This window comes from Bacillus sp. FSL K6-6038, assembly GCF_038050455.1.
GTDB classification, from domain to species: Bacteria; Bacillota; Bacilli; order Bacillales; family Bacillaceae_G; genus Bacillus_A; species Bacillus_A pseudomycoides.
In genome coordinates, this window is the sequence record NZ_JBBOUH010000001.1 from 4,507,842 (window position 1) to 4,529,184 (window position 21,343).

General features: G+C 38.3%; 22 protein-coding genes. 2 read left to right on the forward strand and 20 right to left on the reverse strand.

All coding sequences use genetic code 11. The features are described from left to right. Window positions 1-235: 235 nt before the first annotated feature. The 3 genes from NSQ40_RS23705 to NSQ40_RS23715 all read right to left on the reverse strand — a co-directional run bounded on the left by NSQ40_RS23705 (window position 236) and on the right by NSQ40_RS23715 (window position 2,547). Window positions 236-1,306 carry a bifunctional 3-deoxy-7-phosphoheptulonate synthase/chorismate mutase gene (locus NSQ40_RS23705; RefSeq protein ID WP_003201115.1) on the reverse strand — a complete coding sequence of 357 codons (1,071 nt, stop codon included), beginning with the start codon at window positions 1,304-1,306 and terminating at the stop codon, window positions 236-238. 355 nt (window positions 1,307-1,661) lie between these two features. Further along, window positions 1,662-1,988, reverse strand: coding sequence for a bacillithiol system redox-active protein YtxJ (gene ytxJ, locus NSQ40_RS23710; protein ID WP_026008457.1), 327 nt, complete (start codon window positions 1,986-1,988; stop codon window positions 1,662-1,664). 1 nt (window position 1,989) lies between these two features. Further along, window positions 1,990-2,547 carry a DUF948 domain-containing protein gene (locus tag NSQ40_RS23715; RefSeq protein ID WP_003201109.1) on the reverse strand — a complete coding sequence of 186 codons (558 nt, stop codon included), beginning with the start codon at window positions 2,545-2,547 and terminating at the stop codon, window positions 1,990-1,992. Window positions 2,548-2,689: 142 nt separating this feature from the next. Between NSQ40_RS23715 and NSQ40_RS23720 the strand changes: the two genes are divergently transcribed. Next, on the forward strand, window positions 2,690-3,805 hold the full coding sequence (locus NSQ40_RS23720; protein WP_097786652.1) for an aminopeptidase: 1,116 nt from the start codon (window positions 2,690-2,692) through the stop codon (window positions 3,803-3,805). Window positions 3,806-3,874: 69 nt separating this feature from the next. Here NSQ40_RS23720 and NSQ40_RS23725 read toward each other — a convergent pair whose 3' ends face one another. From NSQ40_RS23725 to NSQ40_RS23795, 15 genes are all read right to left on the reverse strand, one after another. Further along, a complete protein-coding gene (locus NSQ40_RS23725) occupies window positions 3,875-4,060 on the reverse strand; it encodes a hypothetical protein (protein ID WP_018764520.1) in 186 nt (61 codons plus the stop codon). 13 nt (window positions 4,061-4,073) lie between these two features. Then, on the reverse strand, window positions 4,074-4,472 hold the full coding sequence (locus NSQ40_RS23730; RefSeq protein ID WP_033796451.1) for a PH domain-containing protein: 399 nt from the start codon (window positions 4,470-4,472) through the stop codon (window positions 4,074-4,076). 90 nt (window positions 4,473-4,562) lie between these two features. Further along, a complete protein-coding gene (locus NSQ40_RS23735) occupies window positions 4,563-5,054 on the reverse strand; it encodes a GNAT family N-acetyltransferase (protein WP_097786653.1) in 492 nt (163 codons plus the stop codon). Beyond that, entirely contained in the window at window positions 5,051-5,599 is a 549-nt protein-coding gene (locus NSQ40_RS23740) for a GNAT family N-acetyltransferase (RefSeq protein ID WP_097786654.1), read from the reverse strand. The genes NSQ40_RS23735 and NSQ40_RS23740 overlap by 4 nt, the downstream gene beginning before the upstream one ends. 63 nt (window positions 5,600-5,662) lie before the next feature. After that, window positions 5,663-6,097 carry a DMT family transporter gene (locus NSQ40_RS23745; RefSeq protein ID WP_097786655.1) on the reverse strand — a complete coding sequence of 145 codons (435 nt, stop codon included), beginning with the start codon at window positions 6,095-6,097 and terminating at the stop codon, window positions 5,663-5,665. Between the two features lie 39 nt (window positions 6,098-6,136). Then, window positions 6,137-7,447, reverse strand: coding sequence for a UDP-N-acetylmuramate--L-alanine ligase (gene murC, locus NSQ40_RS23750; RefSeq protein ID WP_003201097.1), 1,311 nt, complete (start codon window positions 7,445-7,447; stop codon window positions 6,137-6,139). A 251-nt stretch (window positions 7,448-7,698) separates the two neighbouring features. Next, a complete protein-coding gene (locus tag NSQ40_RS23755; protein WP_016116674.1) occupies window positions 7,699-8,817 on the reverse strand; it encodes a nicotinate phosphoribosyltransferase in 1,119 nt (372 codons plus the stop codon). 60 nt (window positions 8,818-8,877) lie between these two features. Next, window positions 8,878-12,252, reverse strand: coding sequence for a DNA translocase FtsK (locus NSQ40_RS23760; RefSeq protein ID WP_341286155.1), 3,375 nt, complete (start codon window positions 12,250-12,252; stop codon window positions 8,878-8,880). Window positions 12,253-12,574: 322 nt separating this feature from the next. Further along, window positions 12,575-13,549: an N-acetylmuramoyl-L-alanine amidase gene (locus NSQ40_RS23765; protein WP_098158882.1), complete on the reverse strand. Its 975-nt coding sequence runs from the start codon at window positions 13,547-13,549 to the stop codon at window positions 12,575-12,577. Window positions 13,550-13,788: 239 nt separating this feature from the next. After that, on the reverse strand, window positions 13,789-14,145 hold the full coding sequence (locus NSQ40_RS23770) for a hypothetical protein (RefSeq protein WP_003201263.1): 357 nt from the start codon (window positions 14,143-14,145) through the stop codon (window positions 13,789-13,791). Between the two features lie 532 nt (window positions 14,146-14,677). Further along, on the reverse strand, window positions 14,678-15,292 hold the full coding sequence (ytpR, locus tag NSQ40_RS23775; protein WP_018764527.1) for a YtpR family tRNA-binding protein: 615 nt from the start codon (window positions 15,290-15,292) through the stop codon (window positions 14,678-14,680). Further along, window positions 15,289-16,101: a DUF1444 domain-containing protein gene (locus NSQ40_RS23780; protein ID WP_018764528.1), complete on the reverse strand. Its 813-nt coding sequence runs from the start codon at window positions 16,099-16,101 to the stop codon at window positions 15,289-15,291. The genes ytpR and NSQ40_RS23780 overlap by 4 nt, the downstream gene beginning before the upstream one ends. An 80-nt stretch (window positions 16,102-16,181) precedes the next feature. Continuing rightward, complete coding sequence (locus NSQ40_RS23785; protein ID WP_003201257.1) at window positions 16,182-16,496, reverse strand: thioredoxin family protein; 315 nt, start codon at window positions 16,494-16,496, stop codon at window positions 16,182-16,184. Window positions 16,497-16,578: 82 nt separating this feature from the next. After that, complete coding sequence (locus NSQ40_RS23790; RefSeq protein WP_098158881.1) at window positions 16,579-17,088, reverse strand: DUF84 family protein; 510 nt, start codon at window positions 17,086-17,088, stop codon at window positions 16,579-16,581. Window positions 17,089-17,468: 380 nt separating this feature from the next. Beyond that, on the reverse strand, window positions 17,469-18,542 hold the full coding sequence (locus NSQ40_RS23795) for a M42 family metallopeptidase (RefSeq protein WP_258248309.1): 1,074 nt from the start codon (window positions 18,540-18,542) through the stop codon (window positions 17,469-17,471). Between the two features lie 142 nt (window positions 18,543-18,684). Between NSQ40_RS23795 and NSQ40_RS23800 the strand changes: the two genes are divergently transcribed. Then, window positions 18,685-18,996 carry a PepSY domain-containing protein gene (locus tag NSQ40_RS23800; RefSeq protein WP_003201250.1) on the forward strand — a complete coding sequence of 104 codons (312 nt, stop codon included), beginning with the start codon at window positions 18,685-18,687 and terminating at the stop codon, window positions 18,994-18,996. Between the two features lie 192 nt (window positions 18,997-19,188). Here the strand turns inward: NSQ40_RS23800 and NSQ40_RS23805 are convergent, their stop codons facing one another. Both NSQ40_RS23805 and NSQ40_RS23810 read right to left on the reverse strand, forming a co-directional pair. Then, window positions 19,189-20,340 carry a thiolase family protein gene (locus NSQ40_RS23805; RefSeq protein WP_018764532.1) on the reverse strand — a complete coding sequence of 384 codons (1,152 nt, stop codon included), beginning with the start codon at window positions 20,338-20,340 and terminating at the stop codon, window positions 19,189-19,191. Continuing rightward, a complete protein-coding gene (locus tag NSQ40_RS23810) occupies window positions 20,337-21,209 on the reverse strand; it encodes a 3-hydroxyacyl-CoA dehydrogenase family protein (RefSeq protein WP_097786682.1) in 873 nt (290 codons plus the stop codon). Before NSQ40_RS23810 ends, NSQ40_RS23805 begins: the two co-directional genes overlap by 4 nt. Window positions 21,210-21,343: the final 134 nt, after the last annotated feature.

A 21,343-nucleotide genomic window follows, 5' to 3' on the forward strand; every position in this document is an offset into this window, starting at 1 on the left:
TATGTATCGGTTCACTAAAATGAAAAAAAGACATCAACTCTACTTGAAGATGTCACTCCCGAGTCCTTTTACTAATGATACGATAAAAATGCAGGCTCATACAATATTTTCCCGCAAAAGTTTCGAAAAAATTCGCTTCTTTTCTCCTATTTTCGTATTTTTTATGTAAAAAAGGACATTTTCTGCAAAAAAGTCTATGCAACAAGTGTCACATAGACCCTACAGCCCCTTCTGACTATCTACCGCGGAATGCTTTTAATTCTTTCATAAACTCATTGAATTCTGGAATATCCATTTGTTGCGCTGAATCTGATAACGCAACAGCCGGGTCCGGATGTACTTCAGCCATAACCGCATCAGCACCGATTGCCATCGCTGCTTTTGCAGCTGGTAATAAGAGATCACGTCGTCCTGTAGAGTGCGTTACATCCACTACGACAGGTAAATGTGTTTCTTTCTTCAAAATTGGCACAGCAGAAATATCAAGCGTATTACGCGTTGCCTTTTCATACGTCCTGATGCCGCGCTCACATAAAATAATATCTCCGTTACCTTGTGCAATAATATATTCTGCCGCATACATAAATTCTTCAATCGTTGCTGATAAACCACGTTTTAACAATACTGGCTTTTTCACCGATCCAGCAGCCTTGAGTAGATCGAAGTTTTGCATATTACGAGCACCAATTTGAATGACATCAACATAATCTAATGCCCTTTCAATATCATTCGGATTTAAAATTTCACTAATGACCGCTAAATCATATTCATCCGCCACTTGTCGTAAAATTTGCAAGCCTTCTAAGCCAAGCCCTTGGAAATCATACGGCGATGTACGAGGTTTGAATGCACCGCCGCGCATTAGCTTTAACCCTTGTTCCTTCATTGCTTCCGCAACTTGGCGCACTTGCTCATAACTTTCAACCGCACATGGTCCCATAATAAAGTGAGGATTGCCATCACCAATTTTTTCACCTTTTATATCAACAATCGTATCCTCTGGCTTTGTCTTACGTGAAACAAGGAGTGCTTTACGGTGATCATCTTCTTGTAATTCTAGGCTTGTTTGAAAAATTTGTTTAAAAATATGTTGAAGAGTTGATGTTTCAAACGGTCCATCATTCTTCTCAGCAATTAAATCAAGCATATTACGCTCACGTACAGGATCAAATCGTTTCACACCTTGTGCTTCTTTCAACTTACCAACCTCTTGAACAAGACGACCTCTTTCATTTAATAATTCTAAAATTTGTAGGTTCATTTGATCAATTTGAGAGCGTAAACGATCTAATTCTTGTGATGCCATAAGAAAACCACCTCTTTCAAGTTATATATAAAGATTACCTTATTATCATGGTTAAGATAATTTATTATATCCGATAGATATCAGGTTGTCACATGATATACATTGTAAATGGAATCGTTCTCTTATTTGAAATATATATTGTTGCCTTTCACTTACACAAAGCATACTCAACCTTCACTCGTTTTCTCTCTTTGTTTTCACTTGGCATGGGAGCAGAAGAGGCTCTGACCACTTCTATGCATGAGTAGATCCTCTCTTCCACCTAAAAAGAACAGTTTTCTATCAGTTTTTCAATCTGTATTTACATAGTTCATGAATCCTAAAAAAAGAAGCAAGCGTCTCCGCTTACTTCTCCCTACTTCACATTCTCTTCTAAAGTTTGCTTCTTAATATTCCAATGGGATGTATGCCATACCGCTACCCCATCTTTTATATATAGCACTTGCGGCGACTCATGTTTAATACCAAAGTGCTCTGCAATACGATTCGAAACATCTCTTGCATCTTGTACGTATAAATAATAAGTAGGTGTTTCTTTTGCATCTTGACAATATGCCTCAAATTCTGCGTAGGCTCCTTGGCTAATTGGACATGTTGTACTATGTTTAAAAAGAATATATGGTTCCGCTGTTTCTAATAATGCTTCAAACTCTTCCATTGTTTCGATTTTTGTCATGCTCACTTTATTCACCTCTCATACGAATTGGAAGTCTAGAGCGCTTCTCTTTTTTCTCTTTTTTCTCTTCCTTCTCTAGCTTCTTCTCAGCTTTTTCTAATTTCTTCTCTTGTCTAGTAGCACGAAAATGATTATACACTTCAATCGCTGCACTACTCCATTGTACAACTTGTGCAACTTTGTCTGCATTATTTTCAATTTCATTTGTTACAGAATCTGATACATTGCGAAGTTTCGTATTTAAAGAATGAATTGTTGTTCCAATTCCATCTACGCCTTCTACTACTTTATTTAATGACTGAGATTTCTGCTGAATATCATCAGCTAATGCATTCGTCTTATGTAATAATTGTTCTGTCTCTACGCTTATCCCTTGCATTTGCTTCTCTAAGCCTTCTAATGTACTTGCAACATTTTCTAACGTCTTCTGCAATGATAATAATGTTCTACATGTATATATCACTAAAATTGCAAAAGCAACGGCAGCTATAGCTGCACTTACGTATAAAAGAACTTGCATTTCATCACTTCCTTTATCTTTTTCATACTTTCTCCTATTATACAATCATTTTCCGTTTCGTTCTAATCCTTGTGATTTCATTAGAATTTTCACACTTGTTCGTCAAATGTACCATAAATCATTAAACAAATTCCAGCAAGTAGGGTACAATAAGGAAGGATACATAATTAGTAGGGAGGCTTTACATATGAAAGATCCACGTATTGAAACTTTAGCACACAATTTAATTAACTACTCAATCCGCTTACAAAAAGGCGAAAAAGTATTGATTGAAAACTTTGGCTTGCAAAAAGAACTTGTAACTGCACTTGTAAAAGAAGCCTATGCAGCTGGTGGTTTCCCATTTGTTTCATTGAAAGATCATCAAGTCGATCGCTCATTATTAATGGGCGCTACTGAAGAACACTTCGAGCAAATCGCTGCATATGAAGCAAGCGTAATGAAAGATATGGACGCTTACATCGGTCTTCGCTCTGGCGATAACATTAACGAACAAGCCGACGTTCCAAGTGAACGCATGAAGATCCAGGGTCAAACAGTTGGTAAAAAAGTTCATAGAGACATTCGTGTTCCAAAAACACGCTGGGTTGTTCTTCGCTACCCAAATGCATCTATGGCACAACTTGCAAAAATGAGCACAGAAGCATTCGAAGACTTCTACTTCGAAGTATGTAACTTGGATTATGGCAAAATGGATAAAGCAATGGATAACCTTGTTGAATTAATGAACAAAACAGATAAAGTTCGCCTTGCTGGTCCTGGAACTGACTTAACATTCTCCATTAAAGATATTCCAGCTATTAAATGCTCTGGTCATTTGAACATTCCAGACGGTGAAGTATACTCTGCACCAGTTCGCGATTCTGTTAACGGTACAGTTTCTTATAACACGCCATCACCTTACAACGGCTATACATTCGAAAACGTACAGCTTACATTTAAAAACGGTCAAATCGTTGAAGCAACTGCAAACGATACAGAACGCATTAACAAAATCTTCGATACAGATGAAGGTGCACGCTACGTTGGTGAATTTGCAATCGGCGTAAACCCATACATCTTACATCCAATGGGTGATATCCTATTTGATGAAAAAATCGACGGTAGCTTCCACTTTACACCTGGACAAGCTTATGACGATGCATGGAATGGCAACAACTCTAACATCCACTGGGATTTAGTATGCATCCAGCGCCCTGAATACGGCGGCGGTGAAATTTACTTCGACGACGTATTAATCCGTAAAGACGGTCGCTTCGTTGTACCTGAATTAGAAGCTTTAAATCCTGAGAACTTAAAATAAAATGTGAAGGAGCTCTCCTTTTGATGGGAGAGCTCTTTTGGTACGTCTCGTTTTGTCGGACGGTCAATATTATTTCTCCACTTCCTGTCCTTTGTTTCTGATTTGACGAGAATGGTAATAAAACAAAAGTACAACTGCTAAAATGCCTACACCTATCGACAAATACAACGGCCACTCCCAACGAACATACCCTCTAACGCAAACGACCAGTACCATCAATAATTCAAAACAAAATAACAGCCGAAAATGTTTCATTCCTCGTCCTCCATTATGCTTTTAGATCTATTTTCACATGTGGGTTCGCTTCTTGAATGAGTGACAACAACTTTTCTTTATCTGTTGGCATAGCAATCATATGGACTTTGTATCGGTTCGTTGTAATTTCGAGTGATTTTCCAACTTGACGCACCATTCTTATATCAGATAGTGTAACGTCTTCGTTCAATATGCCATATTTCAATACACCATTTTCGACTGTATGTTTCTTAATAAATACATCCCAAACAAGAGGGACATTTACAATGAGGCAAATTGCCATCCCAATCAGTACTGATCCCCAGTTTCCATTGTCTATAATCAGCATTCCGCTTGGCCAAACAACCATAAGGATCAACATTGCACTTACAAAAATCATACTTGGTGTGCTTCTTTGGATAGGAAATTTCATACCATCACCTCTCACCTAAATTATACCATAATTTCCATTTTCATTAACAAAAAAATAGAGATCACTCTCGATTTGAATGATCTCTATTCTTCACAAACCATACCTATAAAATTTCTTATCTACCTGCAGCACCGGAAAACTCCCTGGTAACTCTTCCATCCTAATACTCTGAAATCCATTTTTCTCATAAAAGCGATGTGCCGCTAAAAACTGTACTGTTGTTCCTAAATAAATTCCTTCTAATTCTCTTTCTTTTGCCCAAGAGATAGCTGTTTGGAGTAACATGCTCGCGGTATTCCACACCTTGCCCCGAAATTCTTTTTTCACAAACATTTTCCTCAAGGCCACTTGTTGATTCCCAATATCTAATAAGGCTACAGTTCCAACTACTTTCCCATCATGTATTGCTACCCAGAAACTTCCGTTATCTCTTTGGTAAAACTGCTCAATTTCTTGTAAATCTGGCTGTTCTTCCTTTGTAATTGGTACGTTATATTCTTTTTGCTGAATGTGAATAATTAAATCGACTACTTCAGATTGGTACTTACTTTCATATGACTGAATGCAAATCGTATCGCTCATCGAATCTCCTTCCATTCTGAAGCTAGTAAACTATACACAGTAAGATCATGAAAATGGTCATAAAGCCACTCTTCATCACGCATAACTCCATCTAACTTAAAGCCAAGTCGCTCCGGAATCGCACGGCTTTTCTGATTCTCTACCCCACAACGGATTTCTATCTTATTCAATTTTAGTTCTTCAAACGCATAGCGAAGCACCGCTTTTACACTCCTTGTCATAATTCCTTTTCCACCTGCTTCTTCTGCAAGGTAGTATCCAAGACTTGTTGCTTTCTTAGCCCAGTTCACCTCGTGAATACCGACCATTCCAACGAGCTTTCCTTTATAACGTATACCTGTTTCAAAACCGTTTCCATCCGCATATTTCTTTAGCCACATCGGAAGAATTTCGTCATATGCATCAGCAGATTTTGTCCCATCTACCCATGGAAGCCATTTTCTTAAATGCTCCCTGTTTTGATCTACTAATTGATACAATTCTTCTTTATGATGTTTTTCTAACAATTGAAGTTTGATTTCATCATCGACTCGAAGTGTAAACATTGCTCTATCCCCTCTAATACTTTTCTTATTATTCTAACATTTCTAATTATAAAATGTTAAGGGTTATATATTCACACTTTCTTTTTGGGATTTTATAGCAAGAAAACCGGAGGAATATAGAACACCTGTAATGACTAAAATCATCCCTAAACATTGCGAGATTGTGATACTCACTCCTTCTACAAAAGAAACAAACATTGTAACAACGGGAACTAAGTTAAAGAACAAAGAGGTTTTTGCTGCCCCAATTTGCGCGATTCCTTTATTCCACCAAAGATAACCAAGCACGCTCATTCCAATTGCCATAAATAAAATAGATAACCATGCTAATAGAGGAATTTCTGAAATCGCTACTACACTCTGTTGCATAAAGGACACAATGATGAAAGCAAGCGCTCCAACAGTCATTGTATATGTCGTTGTTTGTCTTGGACTACCAACTTTAATAAATTTTCTACCTAGTACACCATATAGCGACCATTCTACAACAATTGACATAAAAAAGACGTGCAGCCACCGCTGCACGTCTTCGCTTTATTACTTCTCCGCAACTTGCACTTCTTTCACGTAAGCCGCTTCGAATTTTTGAATATCACCTGCGCCCATGAAAATAAGAACGCCGTTTTTATGTTTCTTTAATACATTCGTTGTTGTATCGGTAATCAATTCTGCACCATCAATACGCTTTTGCAGATCTTGAATTGTTAAGTCACCTTTGTTTTCACGTGCTGATCCGAAAATATCACATAGGTATACTTGATCAGCCTTGCTTAGGCTTTCCGCGAACTCATCTAAGAACTTTTCAGTACGTGAGAATGTGTGTGGCTGGAATACAGCGACAATTTCACGCTCTGGATGCTTTTGACGAGCAGCTTCAATCGTTGCGTTAATTTCTGTCGGATGGTGTGCATAATCATCGATGATGACCTGTTCTCCCATCGGTTTTTCATTAAAGCGACGTTTTACGCCTCCAAACGTTGTTAATTGATGTTTTACTGCTTCTACATCAACATTTTCATAGTGACAAAGCGCGATAACTGCTAATGCATTTAATACGCTGTGATTGCCGTAACCTGTAATTTTGAATGTTTCATAATACGTATTACGAACGAACACATCAAATACAGTACCATCTGTTCTCTTTTGGATGTTACGTGCTTGGAAATCATTATCTTCACCAAATCCATAGAAAATAACAGGTACTTTCGCTTGAATTTTTTGCAGTTCTTCATCATCACCACATGCAATAATTCCTTTTTTCACTTGAAGTGCCATCTCTTGGAATGCACTAAATACATCATTAATGTCTGTAAAGTAATCCGGATGGTCAAAATCAATATTTGTCATAATTGCATAGTCTGGATAGTAAGACAAGAAATGACGACGGTACTCACATGCCTCAAACACAAAATACTTACTATTTTCTACCCCATGCCCTGTTCCATCTCCAATAAGGTAAGACGTTGGGTGTGCACCTTGCATTACATGGGCTAACAAGCCGGTTGTTGATGTTTTTCCATGTGCACCTGTTACAGCAACACTTGTATACTTACTCATAAGATTCCCTAAAAAATGATGGTAACGGTGTACTGGGATATTTAACTCTTTCGCTGCTACAATCTCTTCATGCGTATCAGGGAACGCATTTCCTGCGATAATCACTTGTCCTTCTTTTACATTATTTTTATCAAAAGGAAGGATGGAGATACCACGCTTTTCCAAAGCTACTTGTGTAAAGAAACGTTTTTCAAAATCAGAACCTTGAACAGTATGCTTCATGTCATGAAGAATTTGTGCTAATGAACTCATTCCTGTTCCTTTAATTCCTACAAAATGGTAAACTGTCATCTTAAAGAACCTCCAACATTTCGAACTAATACAACGGCCTATCTATAAGACAGTATATGAATCTTTTCTTATTTTGGTAATCATCATACATTCTCGATACAGCGGAACTTTCATTAGCTCTCACCAATCGGGATAAACACGTACGTACCTCTTATATGTCCATAACAAACTTATTATAGCAAAAAACAATCCGTTATACTATGATAACAGAAAAACTGATAGGGTCAATTCCCTATCAGTTTTTCCTCTTCTTACATATCTTCTCTTTTTTCTAATTGAACGCGCTCTAAACGTGGGTTTGGACGATATTTACGTCCAGCTTTCGCTTCTGGTTTTCCATTTAATTCTACATTATCACCTGTAAAACCAATGTTCATTTTTAATAAACTGCTGCCCACTCCGTATAGATCTACAGGAACATTTTGCGCTTCAAATTCATGAATACGTTTTTCATCAAATCCACCAGTTACAACAATATTTACATGCTGGAACCCTTCTTCATCAAGCGCTTTACGGAGCGCGAAAACAAGGGATGGATTTACACCACGAGGGTCAAATGTGCCAAGTACTTCTGGATGACGAATGAAATACTGATCAATCATTGTACGTGATGTATCAATGCGTACACCTTTTAATTCTGAGCCGAATTCACGTGCAACACGAAGACCATCTGTAATCACATCATTATTGTAGTCAATCAGTACAACTAAATCATCCTCTGGAAACTTTTTATAGTACGCTTTTGCAGCTTCTACAACATCTCCATTAAACATTTGAATCAATGCGTGAGGCATTGTCCCCATTCCACTCTTGCCCCACCATTCATTCATTGCATGCGTTGCTTGTGCACTCATACCACCAATATACGCCGCATATCCATCACCAGCTTGCTGTGTATAATGATCATCACGGTCTCCCATGAAAATAACCGGTTTTTCTTTTTCACCGCTGCGAGCAGCTTGTACAACATTATATACATTTGTTGCAACAGATGTACGACGAGCTAAAATCCCATCGATTACACCTTCTAAAAACCCGAAATATTCATAAGGTCCAGAGATTGTTAAAACTGTTTCAAATGGATTAATATTGTCCCCATCTTTTAAAGAATGGATTTCAAGCTCTTCCGGATGTTCAGCAAATGTTTGTAACAATGCTAATACTTCATCTGTTCCGCAAAGTACCGCATGTTCCTTTTGGAAAAATTGCATTGTCACAACACTTTTCGGGCGAAATTCTTGAATAATGTCACGAGTTTTTAAAAAGTAAACGGCAGAGAACCAACCTTCCCCAACTCGTTCATCAAATTTAAATGTTTTATTTGTTAGTCGATTGATTTCACCTTTTAATTTTAATTCAATTTCTTTCATGTCGTTTACTCCCTACTTTACTATCCAACATTTTCTCTTAGTATACAGCAAAACCGCTTCCTATACATTCGTTTCCTGCATAGCAGCAAATTCATCCTCTGAAATAAGGACATCTCTCGGTTTTGTTCCCCGTGCTTCAGATATAATTCCTTGTGCTTCCATCTCTTCAATAAGACGTGCCGCACGATTATAACCGATGCGGAATTTTCTCTGTACAGAAGATGTGGACGCTCCCCCTTGTTCTACAACAAATTGACATGCATCAAAAAACAGTTCATCTTCGGCTTCATGTTGTTCTGTTTTCGCCAATAAATCCTCTTGCTTAAATAAATAGTTCGACTTCATTTGCTTTTTCACATGTTCAACTGTTTTTTCAATTTCATCATCCGATACGTATACCCCTTGTACACGGACTGGTTTTGACGTACCGTTTCCTAAAAATAGCATATCACCGCGACCAAGTAATTTCTCCGCTCCTCCAATATCAATGATTGTACGTGAATCTACTTGAGATGATACTGTAAACGCAATACGCGTTGGAATGTTTGATTTAATCAATCCTGTAATAACATCCACAGACGGACGCTGCGTTGCAACTAATAAGTGAATACCACAAGCACGTGCTTTTTGTGCAATACGGCAAATTGCTTCCTCTACATCACCAGGAGCAACCATCATTAAATCGGCTAACTCATCAATTACAATAACAATGTACGGCAATGCTTCACCTGGGATTTCTCGGCTACTTACGATGGTATTATAACGAGTTAAATCACGTGCACCAACATGCGCAAACAATTCATAACGGCGTTCCATCTCTTCTACAGCCCATTTTAACGCTGCTGTAGCTGCTTTCACATCTGTAATAACAGGTGCTACAAGATGGGGAATAGAATTATATGGTGCAAGCTCAACCATTTTTGGATCAATCAACATCAGCTTCACTTCATGTGGTTTCGCTTTATATAAAATACTTGTTAAAATCGCGTTAATACAGACACTTTTCCCTGAACCAGTCGCACCAGCGATCAGTCCATGCGGCATCTTCCTTATATCCGTTACAATTGGAGCACCAGAAATATCAAGTCCAAGCGCAACTGTAAGCGGTGATTCACTTTTCGTGAACACAGGACTTCTCAAAATTTCTCGCAGGAATACAGGCTTACTTTCTTTATTCGGAACCTCAATTCCGATGGCACTTTTCCCTGGAATCGGTGCTTCAATTCGAATATCTTTTGCAGCTAAACTCAGCTTAATATCATCACTTAAATTTGTGATTTTATTTACTTTCACACCCGGATCAGGTTGTACTTCGAAGCGCGTTACAGCTGGTCCTTGTGAAACATTGATAACATGAGCCCCAACATGAAAATTATTAAACGTCGTATCTAATAATTCTTTCTGTTCTTCTAACCATTCCGTATTATCTAATGTCGACTGACTTGGAATCGTCAATAGTGTTAATGGTGGCATAGCATATTCAGGCGGTGTTTGCAGTACATTACGCATATCATTCTCTCTTCGCGCTATAACGTATGCTTTCTCTTGTACTCCTGCACTTGCAACAGGTGCCTTCATTTCCGTTTGTTGAACTGGCTCCTCTGTTACTTGATTTTCCACTGCCACTCGTTCTACTGGTTTCTCTTCTTCTTGAGTTCCCACCACTACTTGCTGTGCTGGTCTCTCTTCTTCTCGAGTTTCCACTATAACTTGTTCTACTGGTTTCTTTTCCACTTGAGTTTCCACTATAATTTGCTGTGCAGTTTGCGCTTTTCCTTGTGGTGCTTCTTCCACTTGTTGTACAGGCTGCTCGTGCACCTTTACTGGTTCTTCAGCTTGTTTTATAGGAGTCTGCGGCGTTTTCATTCCTGCCACATGTCTCTCTATTAACTTTCTTCTATCTTGTTTTAACATCACAACATTAAACGGCACATGACGCTTTTTCTCACGTTTCGGTTCTTCTTTTTGCTTAACAGGCTGTTCCACAGCAACTTCTTGCTTTTCTTCTGCCTCTTCGATTAATACATTTGCAAAGTTTTGAACTGCTTCCTTCGTGTGCTCGTCTACTGCTGAAGATGTTTCTGAAACATTGTTTTCCGCTTTAGAAACCAAATTCTCTTGTTCTGTCGTTTTTTCAACTACTACTTGAGCCGTTTCTTCTGCAGACTCTTTCGCTGTTTCGGCAATTTTTGCTTCTTCAAATGTTTCTGCTACCAGCGTTTCTTCGGGTTCCTCCACTTCTTCCACTTCCCGCGTTGGTTCTTCAGCTTCTTCCACCGCTCCAACTTCCCGCGTTGGTTCTTCAGCTTCTTCCACTTCTTCCACTTCCCGCGTTGGTTCTTCAGCTTCTTCCACTTCTTCAACTTCCCGCGTTGGTTCTTCAGCTTCTTCCACTTCTTCAACAATATTTTCTTCTAAAATAGTTTTCTCCACTAGCTGTTCTTCTTCTATTTCTTTCTTATATTCATTTTCTTCGGTTGACGTTGTATCCATATTCTCTACAGTAGAATCTAGCAACTCATCTTGCAAGATTTCTTCCTTCGCTTCGTTATCATATTGTGATAACGCCACTACATCTGGTTCTTGCTCAAATACCTGTACGATTTCAACAGTATGCTCTTCTTTCTTATTATCCTGTCCAACTGATTTATGTAAAAAGTTATCAGTTGCAAATGGAAGAGAGTCTGAAATGGCATCTACCTTTTCTTGCCCCTCTAACGAAGTTAATGAACGCTCAGAATCGTAACCGTTTTTCTCTAGCCACTGATCAACAACTGATTTTTCCTCTTTGGGGCTTTCTTGTTGTCCAGTATGCTCCAGATTTTTCTCCTGCTTCTTAGAAGGAATAGAGGATTCGTCTGAGAAATTCGAAAGAGAGTATCCTTTTTTCTCCAACCAAGCATCGACGACAGATTTTCCTTCAAAGGATATTTCAAGATCTTCCTGCCCTTTTTCTTCCGTCTTAACTTCTTGTTTCTCTCTCGAAGGACGTTTATATCCAAAGATAGGCGAAATCATTTCTGTCGGGCGAAATGGTCTTCGATGGCTTTCTTGTACTGGCACAGATTTTTTTGGCAAGATAGGCTCTGGCTCAATTTCTTGTTGGGCTTGTGGCGGGGCAAATGTATGAACTGGTTCTTCTACATATCTTGGCCTGCGTCTCTCCATGTTCGTTACCCTTGGCAGAGGTTGCTGCTCAAAATGTGTTGATTCTTCCACATTCTCCTCATCAAATCCATCATCAGGTATTAACGGAAATCGGCATTTCACACCTAAATTCCGACTAGCCATTTGTGCTTCTCTTGCTTCAGTGTAGTGGTTTACACGAGGAGTTTTCGGCTTACTTTCAGTGTTCTTCGGTACTGCTTTATTTATCGCTTCTTTTTCTTCCTGATGTTCCTCTTTGTTAAACAGCTTTTTCATCCAATCTAACATGTTTACCACTCTTTCTACTAAATAGTAACATCCTTTATTGTATCAGCATTCGGCAAAAAGTGCAGGTAAAATTACGCTCTTGTATTTTGTCTACCATATTCAAATTTTCAGTAAGTACAATAGATTCTCAACATACAAGTCGCTGCTATGAACACAAAAGAGGGCCTACTCTCTCCTTCTCCCTTTGTTTTAAACCCGGCACGGGGCTCAAAAAGGACCTGACCGCTTCTATACATGGCCGGTCCCCCCTCTCCCACCCAAAAAGAAAGGTTTTCACTTGTATTTATACATAAAAAAACAGCCTCATATATAAGACTGCCGTTTAAGCTTTACTCTTCCGATATTCTTCTACACTCTCGGTTACACTTTGCAGTAAAGAGTCTAAATATTGTGTGTCTGATAGTTTCTGATCTTCTTCAGGATTCGACATAAATCCAAGCTCAAGTAAAACACCTGGAATTTTTGACCAATTAAATCCAGAAAGATCATCTCGAAACTTGATTCCATTTACTTTTACCTGGCTGTTTTCTTTCATTTTCTTTACGATTATTTGAGAAACTTGTAAACTTTCTGTATAGATTCCTTTTGTATATGTATTCCCTTCCGCTGGCGTCAACACAGCAAACCCTTTTTGTGCTCGATTTTCTGAACCATCCGCATGAAGGCGTAAAAATAAATCTGCTTGATGCTCATTCGCAAATGTCGCTCGCTCCTTATTACTTATATCAACATCATGTGTTGTTCTTGTCATAAGTACTTGCATACCTTTTGCTTCGAGCTTCTCTTTCAATATGACAGCAGCTTCTAATACAAGAACAGATTCTCTTTTTTTCGTCACAACACCTGTCGTTCCATCAGTCACTTTATACTTTTGCTCAGTTGCCCCCGGGCCAATTGGTTCTAAATTTAAATTTGCTTTCTCTTGATGCCCTGGATCAATTACAACAAGAAATTTTGCTTGTTTTTGCTCAGCATTTGCTTTTACCTCAAGGGTTTTGGCCGATTCCTCAGCCTGTGGTACTTGCTCCACCTTTAGCTCTTGTTTTTCATCTTGCTCCACGGATGGTTCTTGTTCAATTTTTTTCTCTTGTTCTCCATTTTGTTCCACTGGTAATTCAGCTTCTATTTTCTTCTCTTTTTCCGCTTGCTTCTCTGGTGGCGTTTCTTTCGTTTGTTCTACAACCTTTTTATTCTCTTCTTGCACAGTAGATGGTATTTTCTTCTCTTGTTCCTTCGAGCACGCTCCCATATATATTCCAAGTAATACAACTGCACACATCATTTTTATATATTTCATAGCTTCCTCCTCCCATCTACTTTGCGCATACTCTATTTATATATCCATTTTGGTTTCCAAGTGTATAAGTCGCTGCTATGAAAAACAAAAGGTGACCTGTACTCGTTCTCTCTTTTTGTTTTCACTTGGCATGGGGCTGAAAGAGGGACTGACCGCTTCTATGCATGGCCAGATGCTCTCTCCCACCTAAAAATTAGGTTTTATGTCGGGTTTTCAATTTGCATTTATATAAAAACACCCTAAATTTCTTTTAACTGTTTCATAATCTCATCTATACTACGTGCTATACAAACTGGTTCCCATATTTCCGATCCTTGTTCAGCTGTGTAGATCGGATGGAGTGGATTATCTATATCAACAAAGATAGGATCACCCATATCTGTATCATATCCAATAACAATCCAACTCTCTTGCCAATCTCCCTTTTTCCCACTCATGAGTGAATTTTTGTTTTTATCATATCGATATCCAATTTGTCCCTTTTCCAATTCATTTTCATGCAATAAATATATTTCAAATGATTGTAATTCAATATCATGTTTCTTCGAAGTTTCGATAAGCCCCAGAAGCTCTTTCACTTTTGGAAATTGTCTCATATGTTCCTATCTCCTTCTATATAACTCCATTTTAATTTTTCAACATATAAGTCGCTGCTATGAAAAAACAAAGGTGACCTGTACTCGTTCTCTCTTTTTGTTTTCACTTGACATGGGACAAGAAAAGGGGCTGCCCACTTCTATGCATGGCTGGATGCTCTTTCCCACCCTAAAAGAAAGGTTTTATGTCGGGTTTTCAATTTGCATTTATATATTTTTCTAAATTTTAACTAATTTGTTTTTGAAATACAATATAGATTTTGAGAAAAGCGTTACAATATAAAGACATGTAAATAAAAAAATAGCCTCATTTTATCATGAGACTATTTTTTCTATATAATTCTATTTTAATTTTCCGGCATATCGTTCGCTGCTACGAAGAACAAAAGATGATCGCTACTTGTTTTTTCCCTTTGTTTTCACTTGCATGGGGCAGGAAAAGGATCTGACCACTTCTATGCATGGCCGGATGCTCTCTCCCACCTAAAGATTGGGTTTTATGTCGGGTTTTCAATTTGTAATTATATATCAATTAAAATTTGAACTCTTGTCCAACCTCATAGCTGTCTTCTAATACAAGAATACCTTTTTCCTGAGGAGCATCCGGAAGCTCTAATTCACGTGCAGAACAAATCATTCCAGAAGATGGAACGCCGCGAAGCTCAGCTGGTTTAATTAACATACCACTTGGCATTACAGCACCGATTTTTGCGACAACAACTTTTTGTCCTGCATCAACGTTTGGTGCACCACATACGATTTGTAGTGTATCTGTACCGATTTCTACTTTACAAATGTTTAGTTTATCTGCATTTGGATGCTTTTCTTTTTCAGCTACGTAGCCAACGACGAATTTCGGCGTGAGGTCTGCTTCTACTTTTTCTTCAAAGCCATTCTTTGCTAAAATGTCATTGATTTTTTCAACAAGCTCTTTTGTTAAAGTAATGTTTCCTGTTTCCTTTACTTCTACATAAGAAGACGCATTAAAGATGTTGAATCCTCCTGTTACGTTGCTTTCACGATCATAAACGCGTGCAACATCTCCTTTGCGGTCAAATGTACGGTTTTCTAATGTGATATCTTGTAAGGCAACGATTAATGTGTCGCCAATTCCTTCAAGGTTGTAAAAAACGTTCACTTTGTTCATCCTTTCTCTTTTCCATTTGTCTTCTTCCGATTCTTCGCTAAAATAAAGATTGGCTCAAAATCCCCATCTTCATATACGAATGAAAGTGATGTAATCGGAACATGACCTTCGGCAAAAAACTTCATTGTCATTTGTGCAATAATATCATAACCGATTTCGTTCACGATATCAGCAATAATTAATACATCTTGGTGCGGAACAGCTACAACCATGTCACCTGAAATCTTTTCACGCATCGATTGTAATAATGATTCATTCAAAATACGACTCGCATCATAGCCATCATTTGTGTTTAAGAAATAAAATGTATTCCCCGCCACTTCATCTTGTTTAAATGAATGACTTAAGGAACGTACATTAAACAATGCCATTTCACGTACTTGCTGCTCTGTAAGTCCTAGTTTTTGTAACAAACGTTCATCAAATAATCGATATGTTTTATTGGAATCTAATGCATAATAAATGCGCGTTTCTGCTGTATGATCTGTCATTACGAAAGGATTTCCTTCTTCAGCTTGCTTTGGAAAAGAAGTGGATCGAATAACCGGTAAAATTTTTGCCGCGCCGCTTTCTTCTTTATGCATCGCAAGTAGCGCCTCTTGTACGTAATACACAACATCTTCAATCGCTGCTTCCTTCTTCACTTCCCATTTCGCTACAACTCCTGGAAGTGAAACATTAATTCCCTTTTTCGTATCTTTTTGTTCAATACGGAGCGTATCCTTCTCGCTATCATAATGAAATTCCCACTCTGGACGAGCTAATCTAGTCATTAACTCATCTTTCATCTTTTTGCTTGTCATTCTCATTTCGTTTGCCTCCCTTCCAAAAAAATAACCTCCCCCGCGAAGGTAGAGGTTGTTTTTACAATTTAATTGGCGAGATCGCCTTATTTTAACCCTTCAATAAACGCTTCGATTTGTTCTTGTGTTTTACGATCTTTGTTTACATAGCGTCCAGTTTCTTCACCTTTATTGTACGCTACAAAGCTCGGAATGCCAAATACGTCTAATTTCACGCAAAGGTCAATAAATTCGTCACGATCTACATAGTAAAATGAGAAATCGCTATATTTTTCTTCTACTTCTGGCATAAATGGGTCAATAAAACGGCAGTCTGGGCACCATTCTGCTGAGAACATAAAAATGACGTTCTCTTCATTTTTTAATTCTTGAAATTGTTCCATGCTTTCTAATGATTTCATCTATATTTCCTCCTCTAACGAAGTGTATCTTTTCATCTCTAATCTTCTTTTATACTACCATACATCACGTATGGTGCAAGGTTTATGCTTGTTTTTCGTTATACTTATATTGCCCAATTAACAGCTTTACAACATGTACAAATAATTGTGTACGATCCACATAATGATCTGTAAAGATTCCGATTGCGCCTTCATGGCTACGAATGTCTTTTCGTTTTACAAATGCCTCCATTACTTCACTTAACTCTTTTCCATCTTCAAGAGGAGAAAGAAAATCATCAGGAAGCATAATCCGTGCCCCACCTGCGACAAATACTTTCCCCGCGCTTGTCGCCAAAGCACCCCAATTGCACATAAACAAACCGTGCTCTGTTTTCATTACACCGCCTTCTAGTCCGATACCGATGTCAGCTTGTTTTTCTTCTAATGCTCGCTTCGCTCTATTGATTGCGCCTTGCATCGTTTCCTCATCAGAAAATGGCTGTGCTGCAACTCCTGAAGGAACAGAAACTGAAGTAATACTTACCTCTTTCCATACTTCTTGTACGGCTCCTACTTTTGTTTGATTTTTTGAGCCAACTGCTACTTTCATATTGTTCACCTCTATATAAGTCATCGCTACAAAGAACAAAAGGTAATTGACACTCTTGTTCTTTCTTTGTTTTTAACTCTATATGGGATAGGAAAAATTCCGAACTTTTCTATACATGATCGGACGCTCTCTCCCATCTAAAAAAGAGTGTTTTGATCAATTCTTCATCATATGTCCTCTTCCATTTCCCAACATATATATTACGGCTATGAAACAAAAAAAAGACCTCCACTCATTGTCTCTTTTTGGTTTCACATGGTATGGGGCTAAAAAGAGCACTGACCGCTTCTATGCATGAGCGGACGCTCTCTCCCATCTAAAAAGAGTGTTTTTATTTCTTTTCATATACGAAAAGAAAAGGCCGAATCCGGCCCTTTCTTTTAAGCATTGTTTTTAATTGTTTCTAATGTTGTTTTATCTGTTTCTTTCACAAGTTTTGTAATCAATTCTTTCGCTGCTGCATAATCATCAACATGTAAAATAGAAGCATGAGTATGAATGTAACGAGCGCAAACACCAATTACTGCTGACGGAATACCAGAGTTACTCGTATGTACACGACCTGCATCTGTACCACCTTGTGAAATAAAGTACTGGTAAGGAATGTTATATGTTTCTGCTGTATCTAAAATAAATTCACGCATTCCTCTATGTGTTACCATTGTACGGTCATAAATGCGAAGAAGTGCTCCTTTTCCTAATTGACCGAACTGCGTTTTATCCCCAGATGCATCATTTGCTGGACTCGCATCAAGCGCATAGAAAATATCTGGCTGAATCATATTAGCTGCTGTTTGTGCGCCGCGAAGACCGACTTCTTCTTGTACAGTCGCACCAGAGTATAACGTGTTTGGTAATGTTTCATCTTTTAATTCTTTTAACAATTCAATCGCAAGACCACAGCCGTAGCGGTTATCCCAAGCTTTCGCCATAATTTTCTTTTCGTTTGCCATTGGTGTAAACGGACAAATCGGAACAATTTGTTGCCCTGGTTTCACACCAATTTCAAGCGCTTGTTCATAACTATCTGCACCTATATCAATTAACATATTTTTTATATCCATTGGTTTCGCACGTTGTGCATCACTTAATAAATGAGGTGGAATCGAACCAACAACCCCAACAACTGGGCCATTTTTCGTCATAATTTGTACACGTTGTGCTAATAGCACTTGACTCCACCAGCCGCCTAGCGTTTGAAAACGAATCATCCCGTTTTTCGTAATTTGCGTAACCATAAAGCCAACTTCATCCATATGACCAGCTACAAGTACGCGTGGGCCATTTTCATCCCCTTTTTTCAGACCGAACACGCTACCTAAACCGTCTTGGACGATTTCATCTGCATATTTACTTAACTCCTCTTTCATAAAACGGCGCACATCATGCTCAAATCCTGATGTACCTTGTAATTCTGTTAACGTGCGAAATAATTCTAATGTCTCTTTATTCACGAAGTTCCCTTCTTTCAAACCTTAGTAGAATACCTCTTTTATTGTAACGAAATTTTCGAAATGTTTCTAGTTTCTTCTTTTTTCGCTAAAATTGCATTATAATTATCATCAATACACTACTTTATAGAATTGAGGTGAATATATGCGCTGGAAAGGTTTACTAGCTGGTGTTGGTGTTGGTTTTGCAGCTGGTTATCTTGTTGCAAACAAAGTTCAAGAACAATCCCATATTTCTTCAGAGAAAGCATTAAAAATGGTGAAACAAGCATTAAGTCATAAAGGCGAAATTACTGGCTCTTGGGTACATATGGTTCCAGAGACGTTTGAAAAATATGATGTCGCGTACGAAGTATACCGCGGCGGTCTTACAACAATTTTAAATGATATACAAGAACGATTTGAATTTTTAGTAGATGCAAAAACAGGTACCGTTTTAGAAGTAACGGCTGCTTAAAACAACTCAGAAAATTAAAAAGCATAAAGTGAAACTTTGATCAGTGGAGGGCTTCATTCCCACATTGATTATTCACTCCCGGCCAATTAGATTGTTACGGACAATAATACTCCGCTTGCTTAACTTTGAGGTGAGGGCTACCACTCATGAGTAGTGAGATTAAAGTGTGCAGATGAATTTCTGCACACTTTTTCACATTCTTTCAATTATCATCGCTGTCGACATCCCATGTCCAATGCAAATTGTCAGTAGGCCGTACCTTCCCTGCCTCCGCTCCAATTCATGAAGAAGAGAAGTCATTAATTTCGCACCAGTTGCCCCAAGTGGATGACCTAGCGCAATCGCACCACCATTAACATTCACCTTTTGTAAATCCGCTTCCATTTCCTTTTGCCATGCTAAAACAACCGATGCAAATGCTTCATTGATTTCTACAACATCCATATCATGAATTGTTAAATTTGATTTTTGTAGCACTTTTTTTGTTGCAGGGATAACGCCATCAAGCATTGTTGTCGGGTCAGAACCAACAACCACTTGATTAACAATACGAGCACGTGCTTTACAACCTAGCTCTTTAGCCTTTTCACTATCCATCAGCAAGATTGCTGCAGCACCATCACTAATTTGACTTGCATTCCCTGCTGTAATCACTCCATTTTCTTTAAACACTGTTTTTAAATTTGATAACGCTTCATAAGAAGTATCCCTTCTCGGACCTTCATCATTTTCAACTAATATTTCATTGCCTTCTTTATCTACACCACGCAGTGGTACAATCTCTCGCTGAAAGTGTCCAGATTCAATAGCTTGAAGTGCGCGTCTATGACTTTCTAGCGCGTAAGCATCTAACTGTTCACGTGTAATACCATATTTTTCTGCAATCATCTCAGCAGATACACCTTGATGCACAATTTGATACTTTTCGTGAAGACTACTCGGGATCGTCTGCTCATTTCCATCACTTAAAATAGGAACTTTTGTCATATGTTCAACACCAGCTGCAATCGTAATGTCCATATCCCCTGATTTAATTTCTTGCGCAGCAAAGTGAATAGCCTGTTGCCCTGAACCACAGAGCCTATTAATCGTTACTGCTGGAACCGTTATAGGAAAATCTGCTTCAAGTGCCGAAAGTCTTCCAATATTAAAACCTTGTTCGTTAATTGGCGTTACACACCCCATAACTATATCTTCTATAAGTCCTTTTTCTATATTCCCCCGTTTTGTTACTTCACTCAGTGCAACTGCCGCAAGTTGTATAGGGTGAAGTAAACGAAATGCCCCATTTCTTTTACCAACTGGCGTACGTACAGCTTCAACAATAACAACGTCCCGCTTCATATTTTCTCGCCTACTTTCCCTTTTGAGTAATCATAAAAACCTTTCCCAGTCTTTCTTCCAAGATGTCCTGCCTCTACAAGTTTCACAAGTGTTTGCGGCGCTCTAAACCTATCGCCAAATGCTTCCATTAGTCCTGTACTCGCAAATAGCATCGTATCTAGCCCTACATAATCCGCTAATTCAAATGGTCCCATTGGATAGTTCAAACCAAGCTTAATTGCCTTATCAATGTCCTCTTTACTTGTAATTCCTTCTTCATACATACGCATGCACTCTAACATATGAATAGCAATTGCCCGCGACGTCACAAATCCTTGCATATCTTTCACAACAACCGTTTCTTTCCCAATTCCTTCTGAAACTGTTCTTACTGCTTGTATCGTACTTTCTGCCGTAACCACTCCTCGTACAATTTCAATGAGCTTCATAACAGGAGCGGGATTAAACCAATGCATCCCCACTACTTTTTCTGGACGACTTGTTACACTTGCAATTGCAGTTACACTTAATTCAGACGTATTCGTGGCTAGAATAGTAGATTGCGATGTATACAAATCTAGCTTTTGAAAAATCTCCTTCTTTAACTGTAATATTTCTGGTACTGCTTCAATAACAAGCTCTACATTTTGGCAAGCTTCTTCCAATATAACTGTAGAAGTAATATGAGCTAGAATTCCATTTTTTTCTTCCTCTGTCATACGTCCTGCGTTCACGAAACGACCCAAGCTTTTGGTGATAGTTCCATAAGCTTTTTGTAAACTTTCTTCTGATATATCATACATTTTCACATGTTTATCGCCCATCGCTAACGCTTGGACAATTCCACTTCCCATAATTCCTGCACCAATTACTGCGATATTTTGAATCATTATTTTCCTCCTTTAATTATTTTCTTTTCATTTCCACAACATACATTTCAACAACGAATCAATACTTTCCGAAATAGTCTTGCATATTTACGAGAAATAAATCTCCTCTTGATTCTCTATCTTCTCTCTAATTA